General features: G+C 37.4%; 15 protein-coding genes. 5 read left to right on the top strand and 10 right to left on the bottom strand.

Going from position 1 to position 16,432, the window contains the following annotated elements; translation table 11 throughout:
• Positions 1 to 435: 435 nt before the first annotated feature.
• Together GHC26_RS09850 and GHC26_RS09845 are read left to right on the top strand one after the other, a co-directional pair.
• Positions 436 to 765: a hypothetical protein gene (locus GHC26_RS09850; RefSeq protein ID WP_163971098.1), complete on the top strand. Its 330-nt coding sequence runs from the start codon at positions 436 to 438 to the stop codon at positions 763 to 765.
• Entirely contained in the window at positions 762 to 2,468 is a 1,707-nt protein-coding gene (locus tag GHC26_RS09845) for a GMC family oxidoreductase N-terminal domain-containing protein (protein WP_163971097.1), read from the top strand. Before GHC26_RS09850 ends, GHC26_RS09845 begins: the two co-directional genes overlap by 4 nt.
• A gap of 429 nt (positions 2,469 to 2,897) precedes the next feature.
• On the opposite strand, the gene GHC26_RS09840 is transcribed toward GHC26_RS09845, so the two are convergent.
• The 7 genes from GHC26_RS09840 to GHC26_RS09810 all read right to left on the bottom strand — a co-directional run bounded on the left by GHC26_RS09840 (position 2,898) and on the right by GHC26_RS09810 (position 9,908).
• Complete coding sequence (locus tag GHC26_RS09840) at positions 2,898 to 3,554, bottom strand: SDR family oxidoreductase (RefSeq protein ID WP_163971096.1); 657 nt, start codon at positions 3,552 to 3,554, stop codon at positions 2,898 to 2,900.
• A gap of 152 nt (positions 3,555 to 3,706) precedes the next feature.
• Positions 3,707 to 4,273 (bottom strand): nitroreductase family protein, encoded by a 567-nt coding sequence (locus GHC26_RS09835; RefSeq protein ID WP_163971095.1) that lies wholly within the window; start codon positions 4,271 to 4,273, stop codon positions 3,707 to 3,709.
• Positions 4,274 to 4,617: 344 nt separating this feature from the next.
• Entirely contained in the window at positions 4,618 to 6,129 is a 1,512-nt protein-coding gene (gene asnB / locus GHC26_RS09830; RefSeq protein ID WP_163971094.1) for an asparagine synthase B, read from the bottom strand.
• Between the two features lie 429 nt (positions 6,130 to 6,558).
• A complete protein-coding gene (locus tag GHC26_RS09825) occupies positions 6,559 to 7,455 on the bottom strand; it encodes a glycine betaine ABC transporter substrate-binding protein (RefSeq protein WP_163971093.1) in 897 nt (298 codons plus the stop codon).
• Between the two features lie 22 nt (positions 7,456 to 7,477).
• Entirely contained in the window at positions 7,478 to 8,203 is a 726-nt protein-coding gene (locus tag GHC26_RS09820; RefSeq protein ID WP_163971092.1) for an ABC transporter permease, read from the bottom strand.
• A 45-nt stretch (positions 8,204 to 8,248) separates the two neighbouring features.
• A complete protein-coding gene (locus GHC26_RS09815) occupies positions 8,249 to 9,205 on the bottom strand; it encodes an ABC transporter ATP-binding protein (RefSeq protein WP_163971091.1) in 957 nt (318 codons plus the stop codon).
• A 25-nt stretch (positions 9,206 to 9,230) separates the two neighbouring features.
• A complete protein-coding gene (locus tag GHC26_RS09810; protein ID WP_318937000.1) occupies positions 9,231 to 9,908 on the bottom strand; it encodes an ABC transporter permease in 678 nt (225 codons plus the stop codon).
• 381 nt (positions 9,909 to 10,289) lie between these two features.
• Here GHC26_RS09810 and GHC26_RS09805 point away from each other — a divergent pair, with 381 nt between their 5' ends.
• Complete coding sequence (locus GHC26_RS09805) at positions 10,290 to 11,417, top strand: mandelate racemase/muconate lactonizing enzyme family protein (RefSeq protein WP_163971090.1); 1,128 nt, start codon at positions 10,290 to 10,292, stop codon at positions 11,415 to 11,417.
• 217 nt (positions 11,418 to 11,634) lie between these two features.
• Here GHC26_RS09805 and GHC26_RS09800 read toward each other — a convergent pair whose 3' ends face one another.
• Positions 11,635 to 12,066: a MarR family winged helix-turn-helix transcriptional regulator gene (locus GHC26_RS09800; protein WP_163971089.1), complete on the bottom strand. Its 432-nt coding sequence runs from the start codon at positions 12,064 to 12,066 to the stop codon at positions 11,635 to 11,637.
• A gap of 142 nt (positions 12,067 to 12,208) precedes the next feature.
• On the opposite strand from GHC26_RS09800, the gene GHC26_RS09795 reads away from it, so the two are divergent.
• The gene (locus GHC26_RS09795) at positions 12,209 to 12,712 is read left to right on the top strand and encodes a CarD family transcriptional regulator (protein ID WP_163971088.1); all 504 of its coding nucleotides are present in this window, start codon (positions 12,209 to 12,211) and stop codon (positions 12,710 to 12,712) included.
• A gap of 70 nt (positions 12,713 to 12,782) precedes the next feature.
• On the opposite strand, the gene GHC26_RS09790 is transcribed toward GHC26_RS09795, so the two are convergent.
• Both GHC26_RS09790 and GHC26_RS09785 read right to left on the bottom strand, forming a co-directional pair.
• Positions 12,783 to 13,196: a DUF6438 domain-containing protein gene (locus GHC26_RS09790; protein WP_163971087.1), complete on the bottom strand. Its 414-nt coding sequence runs from the start codon at positions 13,194 to 13,196 to the stop codon at positions 12,783 to 12,785.
• Between the two features lie 602 nt (positions 13,197 to 13,798).
• Positions 13,799 to 14,911 carry a hypothetical protein gene (locus GHC26_RS09785; protein WP_163971086.1) on the bottom strand — a complete coding sequence of 371 codons (1,113 nt, stop codon included), beginning with the start codon at positions 14,909 to 14,911 and terminating at the stop codon, positions 13,799 to 13,801.
• A gap of 969 nt (positions 14,912 to 15,880) precedes the next feature.
• Here GHC26_RS09785 and GHC26_RS09780 point away from each other — a divergent pair.
• A complete protein-coding gene (locus GHC26_RS09780; protein ID WP_163971085.1) occupies positions 15,881 to 16,270 on the top strand; it encodes a thiol-disulfide oxidoreductase DCC family protein in 390 nt (129 codons plus the stop codon).
• The last annotated feature ends 162 nt before the right edge of the window (positions 16,271 to 16,432 follow it).

The following is a 16,432-nucleotide window of genomic DNA, read 5'->3' as shown; positions in this document are numbered from 1 at the left end:
TGGACGTGACCTTTCCTTTAAAGGCTGTAATACGGCTAATTTTTTCCTCACTTTTAAAGAAATAAAAGGAGGTCAAATTTTCATAAAAAAATGAATGGAACAATACAATAGTGATATTGATACATTAGAAAGAGGTGAATCGTTATTGATCTGAATTTCCAATCACAAGAATACGTGCAGGCAAGTTTCCAGGCTCTAACCGATGCTATCGTCCCATCAACAGGAAATGGACCTCATTTTTATACTTCGGATATAGGTGTTCATGAATATATCATCTATGCTTTGGACCACTACATTTCGATTCAGCAGCAGTTATATCACACCACTATCCCTCTCGCCTATCCTACAGCCATCATGCTAGACACAGCGGCAACACAGCTCGTAAAAACGCATCAGGCACAAGCCTTTCCTCAAAGTCTATTCCCTGGAGGGCGAATGTTTTCTCACCTTTCCCGAAAAGACCGAATTCAAACACTAGCTGCACTAGAAAATCTTGAGATCGACCTTTTCTTATTACCATCTCCTTTTCAAAACAATGCTGGTTTGGTCAAATATGTAACAGATGCGCTAAATCGCTTTTCAATGTTTGGCTATTATTCCGAGTGGCTTGCTTATGGCTCGACACGGTTATATCCACCGAATCATCGACAGCTCGAATTTTTCCCTTTCAGTTGGCAACAAGTTGGTTACCCTGGTGTGTCATTGGGTTATCGTGATTTTCGTGGCTTTTTATTACTAATGGGCAGAAATGAGGGTGAAGAATGAAAAAAGATGCTGATGTAATTGTTATTGGTGCTGGAGGAGGCGGCCCTGTTATTGCCAAAGAACTTGGTGAACTGGGAATCCGTGTATTGGTACTTGAAGCAGGACCATGGTATGGAAATAAAAAATGGCCCGAGCCTAACGAAAATCGAGGTGTGGCAAAAGAAAGTTCTAATCCCAGAGATTTAGATGGTGCTCTTTATCGAAGGCAGTTAACAAGACTTGAAAATGATATGAATGATTTTGTTACTGGTAAATTCCGTTGGGGATCAGCCGACCGAAGACGAACACCTTGGTACAGGAACACCCCAGATCAAGCGGTTTTATGGCAAAGTGCTGGGATTGGAGGATCCACACTTCATTACTATGCCAATTCTTTACGTGCATTTCCTCATGCAATCGATAATGAGTGGCCTATCAGTTACAATGAGCTCATCCCTTATTATGAAAAAGTGGAAGATACATTACCAGTTGAATTTGCACCAACGACATCGAAAGAAGCACTTTTTTACTATGGAGCGGATAAGGCAGGATTTTCTCTTAATAAAACATTAGATGTAACGAAGAGTGGATACCGTCCACAACCGAATGCAATCCTGCCCCCGAATGAGCATCTAATGGACCCAGAATTTTCCTTAGAAGAATTAAGTCATCTGGAGGGGTGTACACTAAGTGGGCATTGTGGGCAAGGATGTCCATATGGTCCAACACTTGAAAGGATGGCAAAACGTTCAACAAATGTCAGTTATGTCCCCTTAGGAATGAGGACGGGGAATGTGACGTTTAGGCCGAACACGTTTGTAACAAAAGTATTAACAGATCACAGTACAAAAAGGGGCCGTCGTGCAGTAGGCGTTCAAATTCGAGATACATGGACAGGTGAAATGGATGAATTACGCGCTAAAGTAGTCGTAATGGCGGCTGGTTGTGTGGAAACACCACGTCTTTGGTTAAACTCTGAATTGCCACAAAATCCTTGGGTAGGAAGAGGTTTGACAAATCACTACATGGATATGGTTACAGGTACATTTGATGAGGAAACGTTAATGGACATATTAGGAAGTCCAACAACTGATCCCTTCGTTGGTCATACTTCAGGAGCGCGGCTTGATTATCCTGGTCTTGGGATGATAGAAAATATTGGTGAAAGTCCTGGTCTTTCCGCTATGCCACTGTTTGGATTTAGTCAATACGGTTATAACAGCCTACATCATTCTGATTCAGATATGTGGGACCAACGAGGAAGACTTGTCGGACCTGAATTGGAAGAAGCCATGAATGACTATAAAAGGACACTCACGCTTTCTGTCATTACAGGTGATGAGGTACAATACAGCAATAGAGTTGAGTTAGACCCCCATATAAAAGATGAACATGGGCCAGTACCTTTTGTCCATTATTTACCTAGTAAAGAATCAGAAAAGAAAAGAGAGCAATTAACAAAAATCGCAACCAATATCTTACGACAGGCTGGTGCGAAAAAAATCCACCGAAGTGACCTACCTCCAAACTACTACATTCATTTACAAAGCACGATGCGAATGGGTTTTGTTGTTGATACTTCATGTGAAGCTTATCAGGTAGAACGCCTCTACATTGCGGACAATAGCGCGGATTATAATTCCCTTGGCGGTCCAAATCCAACCTTAACGACTCAAGCACTTGCGACAAGGACAGCTGAACGATTAGCTAATAAATATTTTTAAGGATTGTCATAAAGAGGCACCAATTATTGGTAAGTAGTTTATTTTTGATGGACTGAAATAGGATGCCAAGTCGAATAGTGATTGGTGTCCTATTTTTCGTTGATATATCAATAACATCACTATTAACATCCTAAATAGCACACAAATGAATATACCGCTAACAGATGTTTGTCGAGGGATAATTGTTATGTTACTTTTGTGGCTAAATTGAAAGTCTAATATCAAATGCTTCTATAATATCAATTGTCTCCCAACACTTTATGATTCTTCCCTCCTACTTCAAAAACTATCTCTTTCACTCTAAAATCGAAGCATAATAGTATTTAGTGGCATTATTTCAAAAAAAGATTGTGCGTATGCCTAACGAACATACTAGAAAAGACAATTCACCTTATTTGGCAAATTGTCTTTTCTATTTAAAACTCTACGTTATTTCGTGATAGCGTCCACTGCATCTTTCACAGGAGTTGACCCTTTGACTACTTGAAACTCTTTTCCGATTGTTTTCTCGTTCTCTAGGCTAGCCACAATCACACGTGCTATATCTTCTCTTGGAACTTTATCGATTTCTACATCTGTTGCGATGTTTACTTTTCCAGTTCCTTCATCATTCGTTAATCCACCTGGATGGATAATGGTATAATCCAAGTCTGTACGCTTCAGCCATTCATCAGCATAATGCTTTGCGGCAACATATGGTGCAAAGGATTCAGGTGCATCTTGGATGGCTTGACGTCTTGTATCAAACGAACTAATCATGACAAACCGCTTGACTCCAGCTTTCTTTGCTGCCTCGATTGTTTTTACTGCACCATCTAAATCAATCATAATGGTTTTGTCTTTTCCTGTATGTGGACCAGAACCTGCTGTAAATACAATTGCATCGACATCCTCTGCTGCTTTTGCAATTGGTTCAATATCATCTTCCAAGTCGACTAATGCTGTTTCTGCACCTAAGTCTTTAAAGTAGGTAGCTTGTTCCGCTTTCCGAATCATTGCTTTTGCTTTTAAGCTATCACTATCTTGAATAAACGAAACAAGGTGTTTCCCAATTTGGCCATTTGCTCCAACAACAAGTACTTTCACACGCTTCACCCTTTCGAATAAATTAGACCTCTAGCCTCAAGATGTTACACTATGTAGGTAGGTCCCTTATCTTTATCGTAAATCGAAAAAAGGCCAATGTCTAGGAAGTGGTTTAGCTTATCCTCTTCAAAGATAGACCTTTCACATTATTTTTATTCGAATTTCCCTTCAAAAATGGACTCTTTTAATGGACGACGGTCAGATGGTTGCTCACGTTCTTGAAAATCTTCTGGAAGCACCTCTTTTTCTCCTTGATAACCAATTGCAATTAGTGCTTGAATCGCAAAATTATCAGGTATGTTTAGTACTTCTCTTGCTTGATCCTTATTAAAACCACCTATTGGATGAGTGATTAATCCCTCTTCCACTGACTGTAACGAAAGGTATCCCCAAGCAGCTCCAGCATCAAAACCATGAACTTTGTCTTGTTTGTCTGAGATAATTAAAGCTAAAACAGGAGCTTTTTCACACCATATACGGTTACGCTCCGCAATAAACGGATAAAATTTTTCTCGGTCCTCTTTCGTACGAGCGATAATAAATCGCCATGGTTGGATATTGTTGGCAGACGGAGCCCAACGCGCCGCTTCCAATACCCGCATTAAGACATCCTCAGGTACCTCTTTTTCCAAAAAAGACCGAGGTGACCAACGATTTAGAAATATGGGATTAATCTCATGATCTGCCTTTCGAATTTGTTTTATCTCTGTTGAATTCATTCCTGTTCACCCTTTTGCAAAATATTTATGACGTACCCATTATTATAAATAATAGATAGTATGGAATGAAAATAATCTGTTTTGGAAAAGGGGTGAGGAAGTTTCAGTAAATGGTTCAATTAAATTAAAGAAAATGGCGTGACTTACGGTGACACAAACCAGTACGTTCGTATATATCGGGGGAATAATATTGGACCAAAATACAGCAGGTAAGCAGATACATTAATTAAATTGTTAAAGGAGGTTATAGAGGAAAACATACATTTCCTAGCAGCATAAAAAGGCTGTCGAAGGTTTCTCGACAGCCTGAGGGGTAGAATAAGACACCTGTCCTCTATTTAAAATTATGCAGTTGCCCAACGACCAACAACATTGATGGCAGATTGTTGTGGAAACATTTCCTTATACATTTTATAGTACAAACATTCTTGCTTACTGCGAAGTTCGATCGGTGCTTCTGATTGTACTTGACGAAATTCTCGATCGGTTATCACAGAATTGGCATGCTCCTCTAAAATATCTAACGCACCACTTCCTGCAGAGAATTCTTCTTTTTTTCGCCATAAAATAGGCTCTGGAAGCAATCCCTCAAACGCCTTTCGTAAGATCCACTTTTCCATTCGATTATCATGGTGGAGCTTCAGATGTGCTGGTATGCTTAACGCACCGTCTATTAGTTCTAAGTCTAAAAATGGTACACGTAATTCCAAGGAGTGCGCCATACTCATCCGATCACCACGTTGTAAATTAATGTTGTGCAACGTATTCATGATGCGAATTATCTCGTCATTTAGCTCCTTATTATCATTGTATTCCTTCAAATAATCATAACCAGCAAAAAGTTCATCAGCACCTTCACCAGATAAAATCACTTTGACATGTTGGGAAGCTAGCTTCGAGACGAAATAATTCGGAATTGCACTTCGAACGAGTGAAGGTTCAAAGGATTCCAAGTGATAAATTACTTTAGGCAACACTTCAATCAACTCTTCTTTCGTGTAAATATATTCATAATGGTCGGTATCGATTGCTTTTGCGACATCACGTGCTCGTTTAATGTCTTCACTGCCCTTTGATCCAACGCAAAATGATTTCACACGTCCTGTTCCCTGATGTTGATTAGCCGTGATCGCCGAAATCAGACTACTATCCAAGCCTCCACTTAACAGCACACCTACTTCCACATCTGCAAGTAGACGCTTATGTACAGCTTTTGTTAGATAGTGATTAATTTGAGTTGTAATATCTTCTTTTGTCAATTGATCAAGCATTTCAGGATTAACTGGTGCTTTAATTTCTCGATAGCAAACAAATCCTGTCTCAGGCGTATAATAATAACCTGCTGGAAATTCATACACTTCATCCGTAATTAAATACAGCGTTTTTAGTTCAGAAGTAACCACAAAATTTCCGAATGCATCTTTCCCATAATAAAGTGGTTTAATTCCTAAGGTGTCTCTTGCAGCTATAAATGTATTATTCGCCACATCAGCAATAAAAAAGGCAAACATCCCGTCTAACCTTTCAACTGCATGTACTCCCTCTTCTTCATACAGTTTTAATACGACTTCACTGTCAGATTCCGTTAAAAAAGAAACGTTTTTGTCTAGCTCCTCCTTTAATGTTAAATAATTATAAATTTCCCCATTACACACAATCCACTTAGATGCATCTTCATTTTTAATGGGTTGGGTACCATCCTCAAGGCCAATAATCGACAAACGTTGGTGACCTAAATGAAACTGATCAAGCGCGACATTTTTCCCTTCATCTGGACCTCGATGATTCATACTGTTTAATACTTCTTGCTTTAATGGTTCTGAAATCGTTCCTGTTGTTGCAAATATTCCACACATATTGTTGGCTTCACCTTACTTCTTATATTTTTAAAACTTTTTTCCTTAATTAATGCTATGGAAAGCCTTAAACAAATGCAATGCGCATTTATCGTTAAATCTAGCTAAATTATATAATGTAGGGGATAAATCAGTAGTTTCGTTATGAAGAAGCAAAATTCCAAGCAATAAAGCCATTATTCGTAGTATTTGTACAGAGCACTAGAAGATAAAGGAAACATGTCCCTTCATACTTTCCTAACGTGTTAGAAAAACTCGCATTCGCTCGTCCTTTAGCGAATGTGTTAGTTTTTCTTATACTTGGGACATTAAAACTTTAGCTACGTCGAGTCTACTTCTTAGCTAAAATTTTATACTTTCCTAACGTGTAAAAAAAGCTTGACGCCATGTATGAATGACATCAAGCCTTTATTGATTCATGTGACATTCTTATTCTAATGCACCAATTTCAGTTAAAAATTCTTCGGCTACTTCTTCTACACTGCGTTCTTCAACGTCTACTTGGTAGTTCAGGTTGATCATGGTTTCGTTATCCAAGTTATCTGCCATTGGTTTTAGTAGTTCTTCGATTTCAGGGTTTGCATCTAACACCTCTGTACGAATGACAGTTGCAGCTGAGTAATCTGGGAAGAATGTTTGGTCATCTTCTAAGTTCATTAGGTCAAACTGTTCGATACGGCTATCTGTTTTGAAGCCCATCGCTACATCTACTTCCCCATCACGTAAAGCTTGGTACGTTAAACCTAAGTCCATTTGTACAACATTATCTGCACCGAATTCGAAGCCATAATGTTCTTCAAGTGCACCTAATCCATCAGGACGTGCATAAAACTCATCGTTAACGGCAACAGTCGCACCGTTTTCTTTTACATAACTTGCTAAGTCACTTAGAGAGTGTACACCCTGTTCATCTGCAAAGTCTTGGCGAATCATAAGTGTATACGTATTGTTAACCGTTGTTGGGTTTGTCCACGTAATACCATTTTCAGCATCGATTTCTTTTACAGCTTCAAATGCTTCCTCAGCAGAAGGAACTGGATCTTCCCCTAGATAGGTAACAAGTCCTGTACCTGTATAATCCCAAGTAATATCAATTTGGCCACTTTCTATCGACTCACGTAATACATTACTACCCATATTCGTACGTTTATCCACTTCATAGCCATTATCTTCTAGAATCATTTGTGTCATTTGAGCCAATAATAGTGACTCTGTAAAACTTTTTGCACCAACGGAAACCTCTTTACTTTCACCTTCGTCCCCGCCACCACATGCAGCTAAGACGAACATAGATAATGCTATTAAAACCATCATTAATTTTTTCATAGTTTAAATCCCCCTTGTTTTTTTATCGTTTTGTCCCTTTTGGAACAACTATATGCTCAACAGCCCTTAACAGATAGTCTGTGATCACAGCTAAAAGTGTGACTGTTACAGCCCCTGATAATAGAATGGAATTATCAAACACCTTAATTCCCATGAAAATCCAGTTACCCAAACCACCGCCGCCAATTAAATAGGCTAGTGCGGTTGCGCCAATATTAATAACAACAGCTGTTCGAACACCTGCGATAATCGCATATGCAGCATTCGGCAACTCCACTTTGAATAAGATTTGGGATGGTTTAAATCCCATTCCTTTCGCTGCATCTATTAAACTAGTATTCACGGACTGAATCCCTGCGACGGTATTTCGATAAATCGGTAAAATGGAATATAAAAACAATGCAAATACAGCTGTCTTAAATCCAATACCTAGAAATCCCATCATTAATGCTAAAATTGCCATATTTGGAATGGTATACCCGAAGTTAACGAGTGTAGATACAAGACTTTCCACCCGTTTAAAGGTTGGTCTTGTCACGAAAATGGCCAATGGAATGGCAACTAGAAGTGCCATACCCGATGATAATCCAACAATTTGTAAATGCTCGCGAACCAATACTTTAAATTGGTCAATATTCTCCGTTATATAGTTAAAATATTCATTAGTAATCGTCCAATAGAAAAACGCGATAACTAGTAAATAAACAATAATTCGAACGATCCACGTAATCCTTTTTTTGCTATCCACTATTTTTTCCCTCCCTCACTCGTTTGTCACGTTGAAAAGGGATGGTCATGACGTAAGCTCTGATATAAATTGATTGATGCCATCAAAGTCTAAGCTTCCTACCGTCTCATTTTGACCATTGACCACAGTAACTGCCTGCTCCTTACTTTCTAAAATGGCACCTAATGCATCACGTAGATTCGTGTTTAATGATACCTGCTTCGCTAATTTCTTATTTTCTTTTAATTTATTTTGGCTATAGATATCATTAACCATATGAATGCTTAAACTCTTTATCGTACGATCTTGTCCAACAAATTGAGTCACAAATTCGTTTGCGGGGTTTTGCAGGATATTAGCTGGTGTATCGTATTGCATGAGCTGCCCATCTTTCATTAATGCAATCTTATCCCCCATTTTGATAGCCTCATTAATATCATGACTCACGAACAGTATCGTTTTGTGTAATTCTTTTTGGATGGCTAAGAATTCATCTTGAACCTTTTCACGGATAATTGGATCCAATGCACCAAATGGTTCGTCCATTAACATCGCCGGTGGATCGGCTGCTAGAGCACGGATTACACCAATACGCTGTTGCTGACCACCTGATAACTCATGTGGAAAACGTTTGCGGAAATCCTCTACATCTAATCCAACTAATTTCATTAACTTCTGATAGCGCTCTTCTTTCTTTTGTTTATCCCATCCTAATAAATGAGGGACAATCGTGACATTTTGTTCAATAGTCATATTGGGAAACAATCCATTGCTTTGGATGACATACCCAATACCACGTCGTAATTCAATTTCGTTTAGATTGCTGGTACTTTTTCCATCTAGTAAAATATCCCCTTCTGTGATGGACTCTAATCGATTGACCATTCGAAGTAGTGTGGTTTTCCCACAACCAGAAGGACCAAGTAGAACAACAATCTCTCCATCTTCCACTGTAAAGGACACGTCATCTACAGCCTTTACGTCTTCACCATATACTTTTGTTATGTCCTTATATTCAATCATTTCATCCATCTCCTTCTATTTGGCATTAAGAAGATACACCTTTTGACGTGAAAATTCGTTGCAATAATCGTAAAAATAGATCGGCGGAAATACCTAGAACAGAAATCGTAATAGCGCCGGCTATAACCATATCCTGATGTCCTCTTGTTATACCTTGTTGAATTAAGATACCTAATCCACCTGCACCAATAAAGGCAGCAATAACACCGATTCCAATGTTTAACACAACTGCTGTACGAATACCTGCCATGATAACTGGAATTGTATTAGGAATTTCAACTCTAAATATCCGCTGTGTGGTGCTCATACCGATACCAATAGCTGCATCTCGTATTTCTGGATCCACATTATTAATAGCAGTATACGTGTTTCGAATAATTGGTAGTTGTGAGTAGAGAATTAGAGCTATGAAGGCCGGAAGAAATCCAATACCTTGGTTAATGAGGGAGAAAATGGGTACCATTAAACCAAACAAAGCAATACTTGGAATCGTCATGATAACACTCGCAATATTTAACACCGTTCCAGCTAAGCTATCATTAGTAGTCAAGTAAATACCTAATGGAACCCCTATTAGGATCGCAACAATAATCGCTAAACCTACTAGATTAACATGCTCAGCAGTCAATTCAAGAATGAAATCCATATTTTCCTGGAAGTATTCGATGACCTGTAGCAACGTATTTTCATCATTGTTATTCAATTCAACGCCCCCTTTGTTAAAAGAATTTTTAACACGTAAAATAGCCACATCTTATATAGTATCGTAAAATCACCTCCTAAAACAATCTACATATCGGGGTGTTAAATGGCGATATATCGGGGAAAACGGTTATAGACTGAGATCTTCATTTGTTTTCGACATAATTACTAAGATAATCTCCAAATTTCTACAAATGCCTGATTTGTCAATTTCTCTATTGTTTGTTATAGTTTGCACATTATTTGTAACAGTTTGCACATTATCGAAAACCGAACAAAAGCGCAAGCACCCTTACAGGCTTAAAAACGCCACGTCCTTATGTCTATCGGCACTAGGACGTCCTGTACATCGGGGCTAGAATCTATTAAAAAGGAGTTCCCTATGAAAATTACATCTATTGAAGTGAAACATTATGTTAAGAAACTAGATCCCCCATTTAAGGCAGCGTGGGATCCGAAACCTCGAGAAAAATTTGCATCTACTCTCGTTTATGTACATACCGATGAAGGCATAACTGGGATTGGCTCTGGTGATTTAATGACAGGTTTTGAAGGACATGCACACCTATTTATTGGACAAGATCCATTTGCCGTTGAACGACACATACAAGTTGTTGATAATATTGATTTTCATTATGGCCGTTGCTGGCCACTTGATCTTGCACTATGGGACTTAATCGGGAAGGCTACTGGCCAGCCAGTTTATAAACTATTAGGTGCAAAATCAAATAAAATTAAAGTATATGCCTCGACTGGTGAAATTGTCACACCACAAGTTCGCGCTGAGCGAGCTCAACAATTTGTAAAAGACGGATATGAAGCCATGAAAATCCGTTTCCACCATGATGACGTAAAAGATGATATTAAAGTCGTTGAAGAAGTAAGAAAAGCAGTCGGTGATCAGCTCGAAATTATGGTCGATGCAAACCAAGGATGGAAAATGCCATGGGATATTAAGCGCACTTGGGATTTAAAACAGGCCGTTCAAGTCGCAAGAGAACTCGAACAACTTGATGTCTATTGGTTGGAAGAACCTCTTCCGTCCGATGACTTTAAAGGCATGGCAAAACTTCGTGAAATGACAGATATTCGAATTGCAGGAGGTGAAATGAATCGTCGCTGGCATGACTTTCGTGAAATGGTCAACTACGGATCATTAGATGTTTACCAACCTGATGTTGCTTTAGCTGGTGGAATTACCAACGTTAAGAAAATTGGTGAACTCGTCCAAGGCAGTGGTCATATTTTCTCTCCTCATACGTGGAGTAACGGTATCGGATTACTCGCCAACTTGCATCTGAGTGTTGCAATTAGTGATTGTCCATTTATTGAATTTCCGTTTGATCCACCATTGTGGACCCCTGACCGAAGAGATTATGTGATGAAAGAGTTTGTACGTCCAAATGATGATGGTGAATTTGTAATGTCTGACAAACCAGGATTAGGCTTTGAACTTAATGAAGAAGATCTTAAGAAGTATGAAGTTGAATCAGCTTATTTTGGGGAATAATTGAATATAGTGTCAACTCCCCATTGATGTCTAGAAGCCATTTTCAGATATAGCTTGTGAAATTTGAATAAGCGTTTTCTCGATTTTATTTAAACAGAGGAAACGCTTTGTTCATCTAGTTTACCTTCAATTCTACCCACAAAGGAAGCTATTTTGTCAATTATCCTTCCCTTCTATTAATAAAAAAACCCTTCTAAACAAAACCCAAATTCTCAACCTAGATACCCCAGTTTTCTTTTAAAATTCTTTTAAATGACGTTACCTGCTCCACACCAATCTTATCAGCAATTTGTATCGCTAATTGTGCCTTTAGGGACTCGTTTTTTTCATAGCATTCTTTGCCTAATGGCGTTAATGTGATTGATTTTTCCTTCTTATTCGTTGGGTGTTTCTCTATTTCTACTAATCCTTTTTGCTGAAGTTGTTTAATAAATTTATGCGTGGCCTGCCTGGATATGTCGACATGTTTGGTCACATAGGAAATTGTCGTTTGCTCTTTCTGATAGATTCTTGTTAATATAAACCACTCTGAATTTGATAAATAAATATCACTGTGATTATTCCACATCTCTTCTGATCGTTTTCGTAGTTGAAGATGCCGTTCGCTAATTAAATCAATTAGATCTAAGTACTCCAAATCAGAATTCAACTTCTTACACTCCAATCATTTTACTTCGTCTATACTATACAAGTTAAATATAGATTGTCAACTTAATTGACAATCTATCGATAAAAGGAGTAAAATAGAATAGTCAAACTAGTTGACAATATGTTTTCAAAGGAGTGCTAACATGCTTGACGTAGGTAATCTAATTATCCATTCGGCACATGGGATCTGCCAAATCGACGATATCAGTGATAAAGAATTTTCGGGTACTACAAAAAAATATTATACCTTGCATCCCATTGACGAGACCCATGGTTTAACAATCAGTACCCCTGTTGATAATGACAAAATTAAGATGATGGATTTGGTTAATAAAGAAGAAGCAGAAAATGTTATGGAAGTGTTCCATGCGGATGGGGTCGATTGGATTGAAAAACCTAACTTACGAATCCAAACGTATACCGCTATTGTAAAAACGGGAGATCGAACAGAAATTGCGAAAGTAGCCATCACCCTATTGCGGAAAAAGCATGAACAAGAAGCACTTGAACGAAAATTCTCTGAAATCGATAAGACACTCTTAAGCAGTATTCAAAACATATTATACAAAGAATTGGCCATTGCATTCAATACGTCCAAGGATGCAGTTAGCGCAAGAGTGAATCAGAGTATTAAGGAGCATTTATAAAATAATAGTGTATAAAGCATGGATGATGGATACGGAAACGTCTGAGCAAAGACCATATGACGAAAACGCTTCATCCATTTTTTATCACTTTTTGCAAACCAAGAATTTGTTCTAGTTTGTTTTCGAATTTCTCTAGATTGTGCAAGGAGTCCTTTCCGTTGTTATAGAAGGATTGATCATCTCCTAGATCATGGTTAACTTCCTTCACAAATCCATCATCAAAAACAACCTTCGTTATACAAGATGGCAGATCGGTTGCAAACATATCTGGTTCTGGATAGGTAAACGACCGATAATCAAACGCTTCTAGTAACCTTTCTATGTCGTTAATTTTATTTTTACTAACCTTCCATTCCGCTTCTCCCACATGATAAACAAATTCATGCCCCTGCCATTGAACATCTCCCTTATTGTTTACGACCACATCATACACAGGACATTCCCCATAACAAGGGGTTCTGGAGATAAATAGTTCTATAAACATTGTCTCATCACCTTTTTTAAAATGTTATATTGAGAAGGATGCAATGCATTCTTGAATAACTTGTCTTAATTCTGTTTCACTGAAATCCTTTATGTTTATCAAACCTCTTGGATCAATTTTATACTTATTATCTGATGGTAATTATCGACCACAAACATATCCATTTCCTGTCCAAATGGAATTCACGACTGACATTCGTTGCTCGAATTTTCGAATTAGGGGAATGATAGCTCGCCCGTACTTTCTTTTCCAATTTTCTTTTCTAGTTCTATAAAGCTATTAAATATGTCTAACTTCTGTGATACAGTTAACATAAAAATCATCCTTTCGATCATGTGATATAATTAGAAGAGTAGAAGTACTCTTGTAGTGCTTCCCTTCTGCTTTTCATGCTAACTTCATTTTAACTAAAAAGTACGCCTCTATTTTTTTATTTTGGAAGCAATCGATAAACACCAACGATTATATAAGTAAATAACTTCATAAACAGGAATAGTCTGAATAACGGATTAACCACGAACGAACTAGAAAAGGGTCAGTCCCTCTGGTGCACTATGTAGTAGAGAATGAGTGACCAACTGGAGCAAAACAACCTAAAGGGGTTATAAATATTGATCTTTATCCACACGAATAGGAATGATAAGATTTCGAAGTGATCGTTTCCATGAGCTATAATCAATAGATTTCCCCTTTTTTAATACTAAAACATCAGATTGAATTTTTTCCCAATCTTTTACCAATCCCTCAGGTATATGATTTTCTTTCTCTCTTACTTGTTTTAGTGTTGATAAGTGTCTCTTAACAACTTCTTCATAGGATATATCCACATTATTTTTCTGTATCATCTTCGCTAAATAGATTTTACTTTCTTTTATTTCACGGATTCGCTTTTCATGTTGATCTAGTAGGGGAAAACCATACTTTATATGAACTTTAATATCTTCAGGTATGTCATCATCTTCAAGCATATCCTTTTGTCTTTTAACATCCTTATTGGCACTAATCATGACATCATAAAGTTCTTCAATGGTGTTCCTATCAAAACTTTTTACATATGATTGTTGCTCTTTACTTAATGAGGCTACAAACTTGTTTATTTCTTCTTCATATTCTAATCTTCGGCGTTCCTGATCTTGCTCCAGTTGTCGTCGCCGCTTTTCATACAGCAATTTATCTAACTTTTCTTCTTGTTTATATGAAAGTGCAATTCCTAATTCAAGTTGTTCCTTAATTAGTTCAGGAAGCATAATTTCTTCATATTCTTCTATTTCAGTTATTTCATTTCTCCTCATCCGAAAAAGTATTTCATCTCTTTCCAGGTTAATAGTATAAAATTCTTTTTTTATATCTTTTATTATTTCAGGAGTTAAACTCGTATAATTTTCAAAGCAAGTTTCACCTAACTTGTGAACTTTATTTGTTTTGGTATGCCTAACTATATATTGATATCTTAATGCTTTCCCACATTCACATCGATATTCTCTATTTCCATACCCACTATCTAATACTTCCTCTAAAACCCAGTCATCTATCTTATACTCTATTTCTCCAAGCTCATCTTCATTATTAATATTGTAACCTTTTTTATCAGCAAGAACCTCTAGCCACTTGCTTTTTTTGCTCTGTTTAATGAATTTATCAATAAATGCTTGTTGTTCCTCTGTTAATTTTTGAAGCAGTTTATACACTACTTGTTCAGACAGTGGTTGAGCCATATTTAACCCTCCAACTCGTTTAATAACCCCAATTCTACTTAGCTACATCAAAAAGCATATTATCTCTTGACATTAGTAATTATCTCAACTTTCGCAGTGTAATAATAAGGCTTAGGACATAAGTGTTATGGTGTTTTTGTGTAATCAAACCCCATTTTGACCCCATCCCCAATAACCTCATAAAAATTTATAATATTCTATATAATTATACCATAAAGTGAAACTTGGATCATAAGTAGTTCACTTATGGTGGAAAAATCTAAATTAACAATCGAAATAATATATAAAATCCCTTATAGTGCGTGTTTAAAAAGGAGGATTAAAAGGACCGAGTCGGCTAAGGTCTCAGGCGTCCTGTTACAACGCCGACACTAGTACGTCCTGTACGTCGGAAGTTCGAGGCAGCGTAGCTTTGAGTAGCGGACTTCCACAGGATGTGGTGACTTCTACGTTGGTCACAGGACGTGGACGGTTTTAGTAGAAGTTCCTTAGTTCATTTAATACATGAGCAACGGAAAAGCAAGCTAACGAAGAAATTCGATGTGTCATTTTCACCGGACTTTTTGAACAACCTCTTATAGCTAGTATGTTATTTTTATATAACAATGTAATCTACCGATAGATAGTTGTAATGGCCGATTGCAGCGTTCATTGAGATAAAGTGAAACTTCAGTCAGTGGGGCTTTCCTTTCCTCCCCCCTCTTATCTTTCTTGGATCTCCTAAGAAATCTTGAAGTGGGGGGCTTGCTGCCAGTTACATGCGGGATAAAATCAACTGACTGTTACGATCGATAGCATCGTATTTTAAGATAAAATCAACCGAAGTTAGCAAGAAATGGTATTTGTTCCCAATAGAAATTACCTTTGATAAGATAAGATTAACAAAAGATGCATAGAAATGAAGAATTCTTTCTTTTGGAAAGGGGAAAGTTGTTCGCATACAATAAAGTCTGGAAAGGCGGGACTAATATGGATAAGATCATTTTATTCGATGGGGAGTGTAACTTTTGCGACCAAAGTGTTCAATTCATCATCAAAAGAGACCCAAAAGGGTACTTTAAATTCGCTTCGTTACAAAGTGATGTCGGAAAAAAACTATTAAAAAAGCATCATGTACCAGAAAACATAGATAGTTTTGTTCTGATAGACGATGACAATTGTTATGTTCAATCATCTGCTGCTCTTCGTGTTTGTAAGCATTTGAAAGGTACTTGGAAGATACCCTTTATCCTACTAATTGTCCCAAAACCTATTAGAGACTTTTTTTATAAAATTATCGCTGCCAATCGATATAAATGGTTCGGTACAAAGAAAAGTTGTATGATACCAACCCCAGAAGAAAGAAAACGGTTCTTATAATGCTGCTAATGGAGAGGTTATTTAACTATAGTTACGAAGGATAATTGAATTCTTTATTAAACTAAATACAAAAATTAGAGAGTATTCGGCTTAAATAGATTTCCGCAATGGATGGGAATTAAAAAGGAGGAGGTAAAGTCGTTACTAAAAAATATTTCAAAC

The organism is Oceanobacillus halotolerans (assembly GCF_010993955.1).
Lineage (GTDB): Bacteria > Bacillota > Bacilli > Bacillales > Amphibacillaceae > Oceanibacillus_A > Oceanibacillus_A halotolerans.
This window is presented reverse-complemented; position numbering and strand designations above follow the sequence as displayed.

Coding starts and splice junctions, on each gene's coding strand:
- GHC26_RS09845 (WP_163971097.1), top strand. CDS start 762: ATGAAAAAAGATGCTGATGTAATTGTTATTGGTGCTGGAGGAGGCGGC.
- asnB (WP_163971094.1), bottom strand. CDS start 6,129: ATGTGTGGAATATTTGCAACAACAGGAACGATTTCAGAACCATTAAAG.
- GHC26_RS09795 (WP_163971088.1), top strand. CDS start 12,209: ATGCTTGACGTAGGTAATCTAATTATCCATTCGGCACATGGGATCTGC.
- GHC26_RS09805 (WP_163971090.1), top strand. CDS start 10,290: ATGAAAATTACATCTATTGAAGTGAAACATTATGTTAAGAAACTAGAT.
- GHC26_RS09835 (WP_163971095.1), bottom strand. CDS start 4,273: ATGAATTCAACAGAGATAAAACAAATTCGAAAGGCAGATCATGAGATT.
- GHC26_RS09815 (WP_163971091.1), bottom strand. CDS start 9,205: ATGATTGAATATAAGGACATAACAAAAGTATATGGTGAAGACGTAAAG.
- GHC26_RS09785 (WP_163971086.1), bottom strand. CDS start 14,911: ATGGCTCAACCACTGTCTGAACAAGTAGTGTATAAACTGCTTCAAAAA.
- GHC26_RS09850 (WP_163971098.1), top strand. CDS start 436: ATGTTTTCTCACCTTTCCCGAAAAGACCGAATTCAAACACTAGCTGCA.
- GHC26_RS09780 (WP_163971085.1), top strand. CDS start 15,881: ATGGATAAGATCATTTTATTCGATGGGGAGTGTAACTTTTGCGACCAA.
- GHC26_RS09825 (WP_163971093.1), bottom strand. CDS start 7,455: ATGAAAAAATTAATGATGGTTTTAATAGCATTATCTATGTTCGTCTTA.
- GHC26_RS09790 (WP_163971087.1), bottom strand. CDS start 13,196: ATGTTTATAGAACTATTTATCTCCAGAACCCCTTGTTATGGGGAATGT.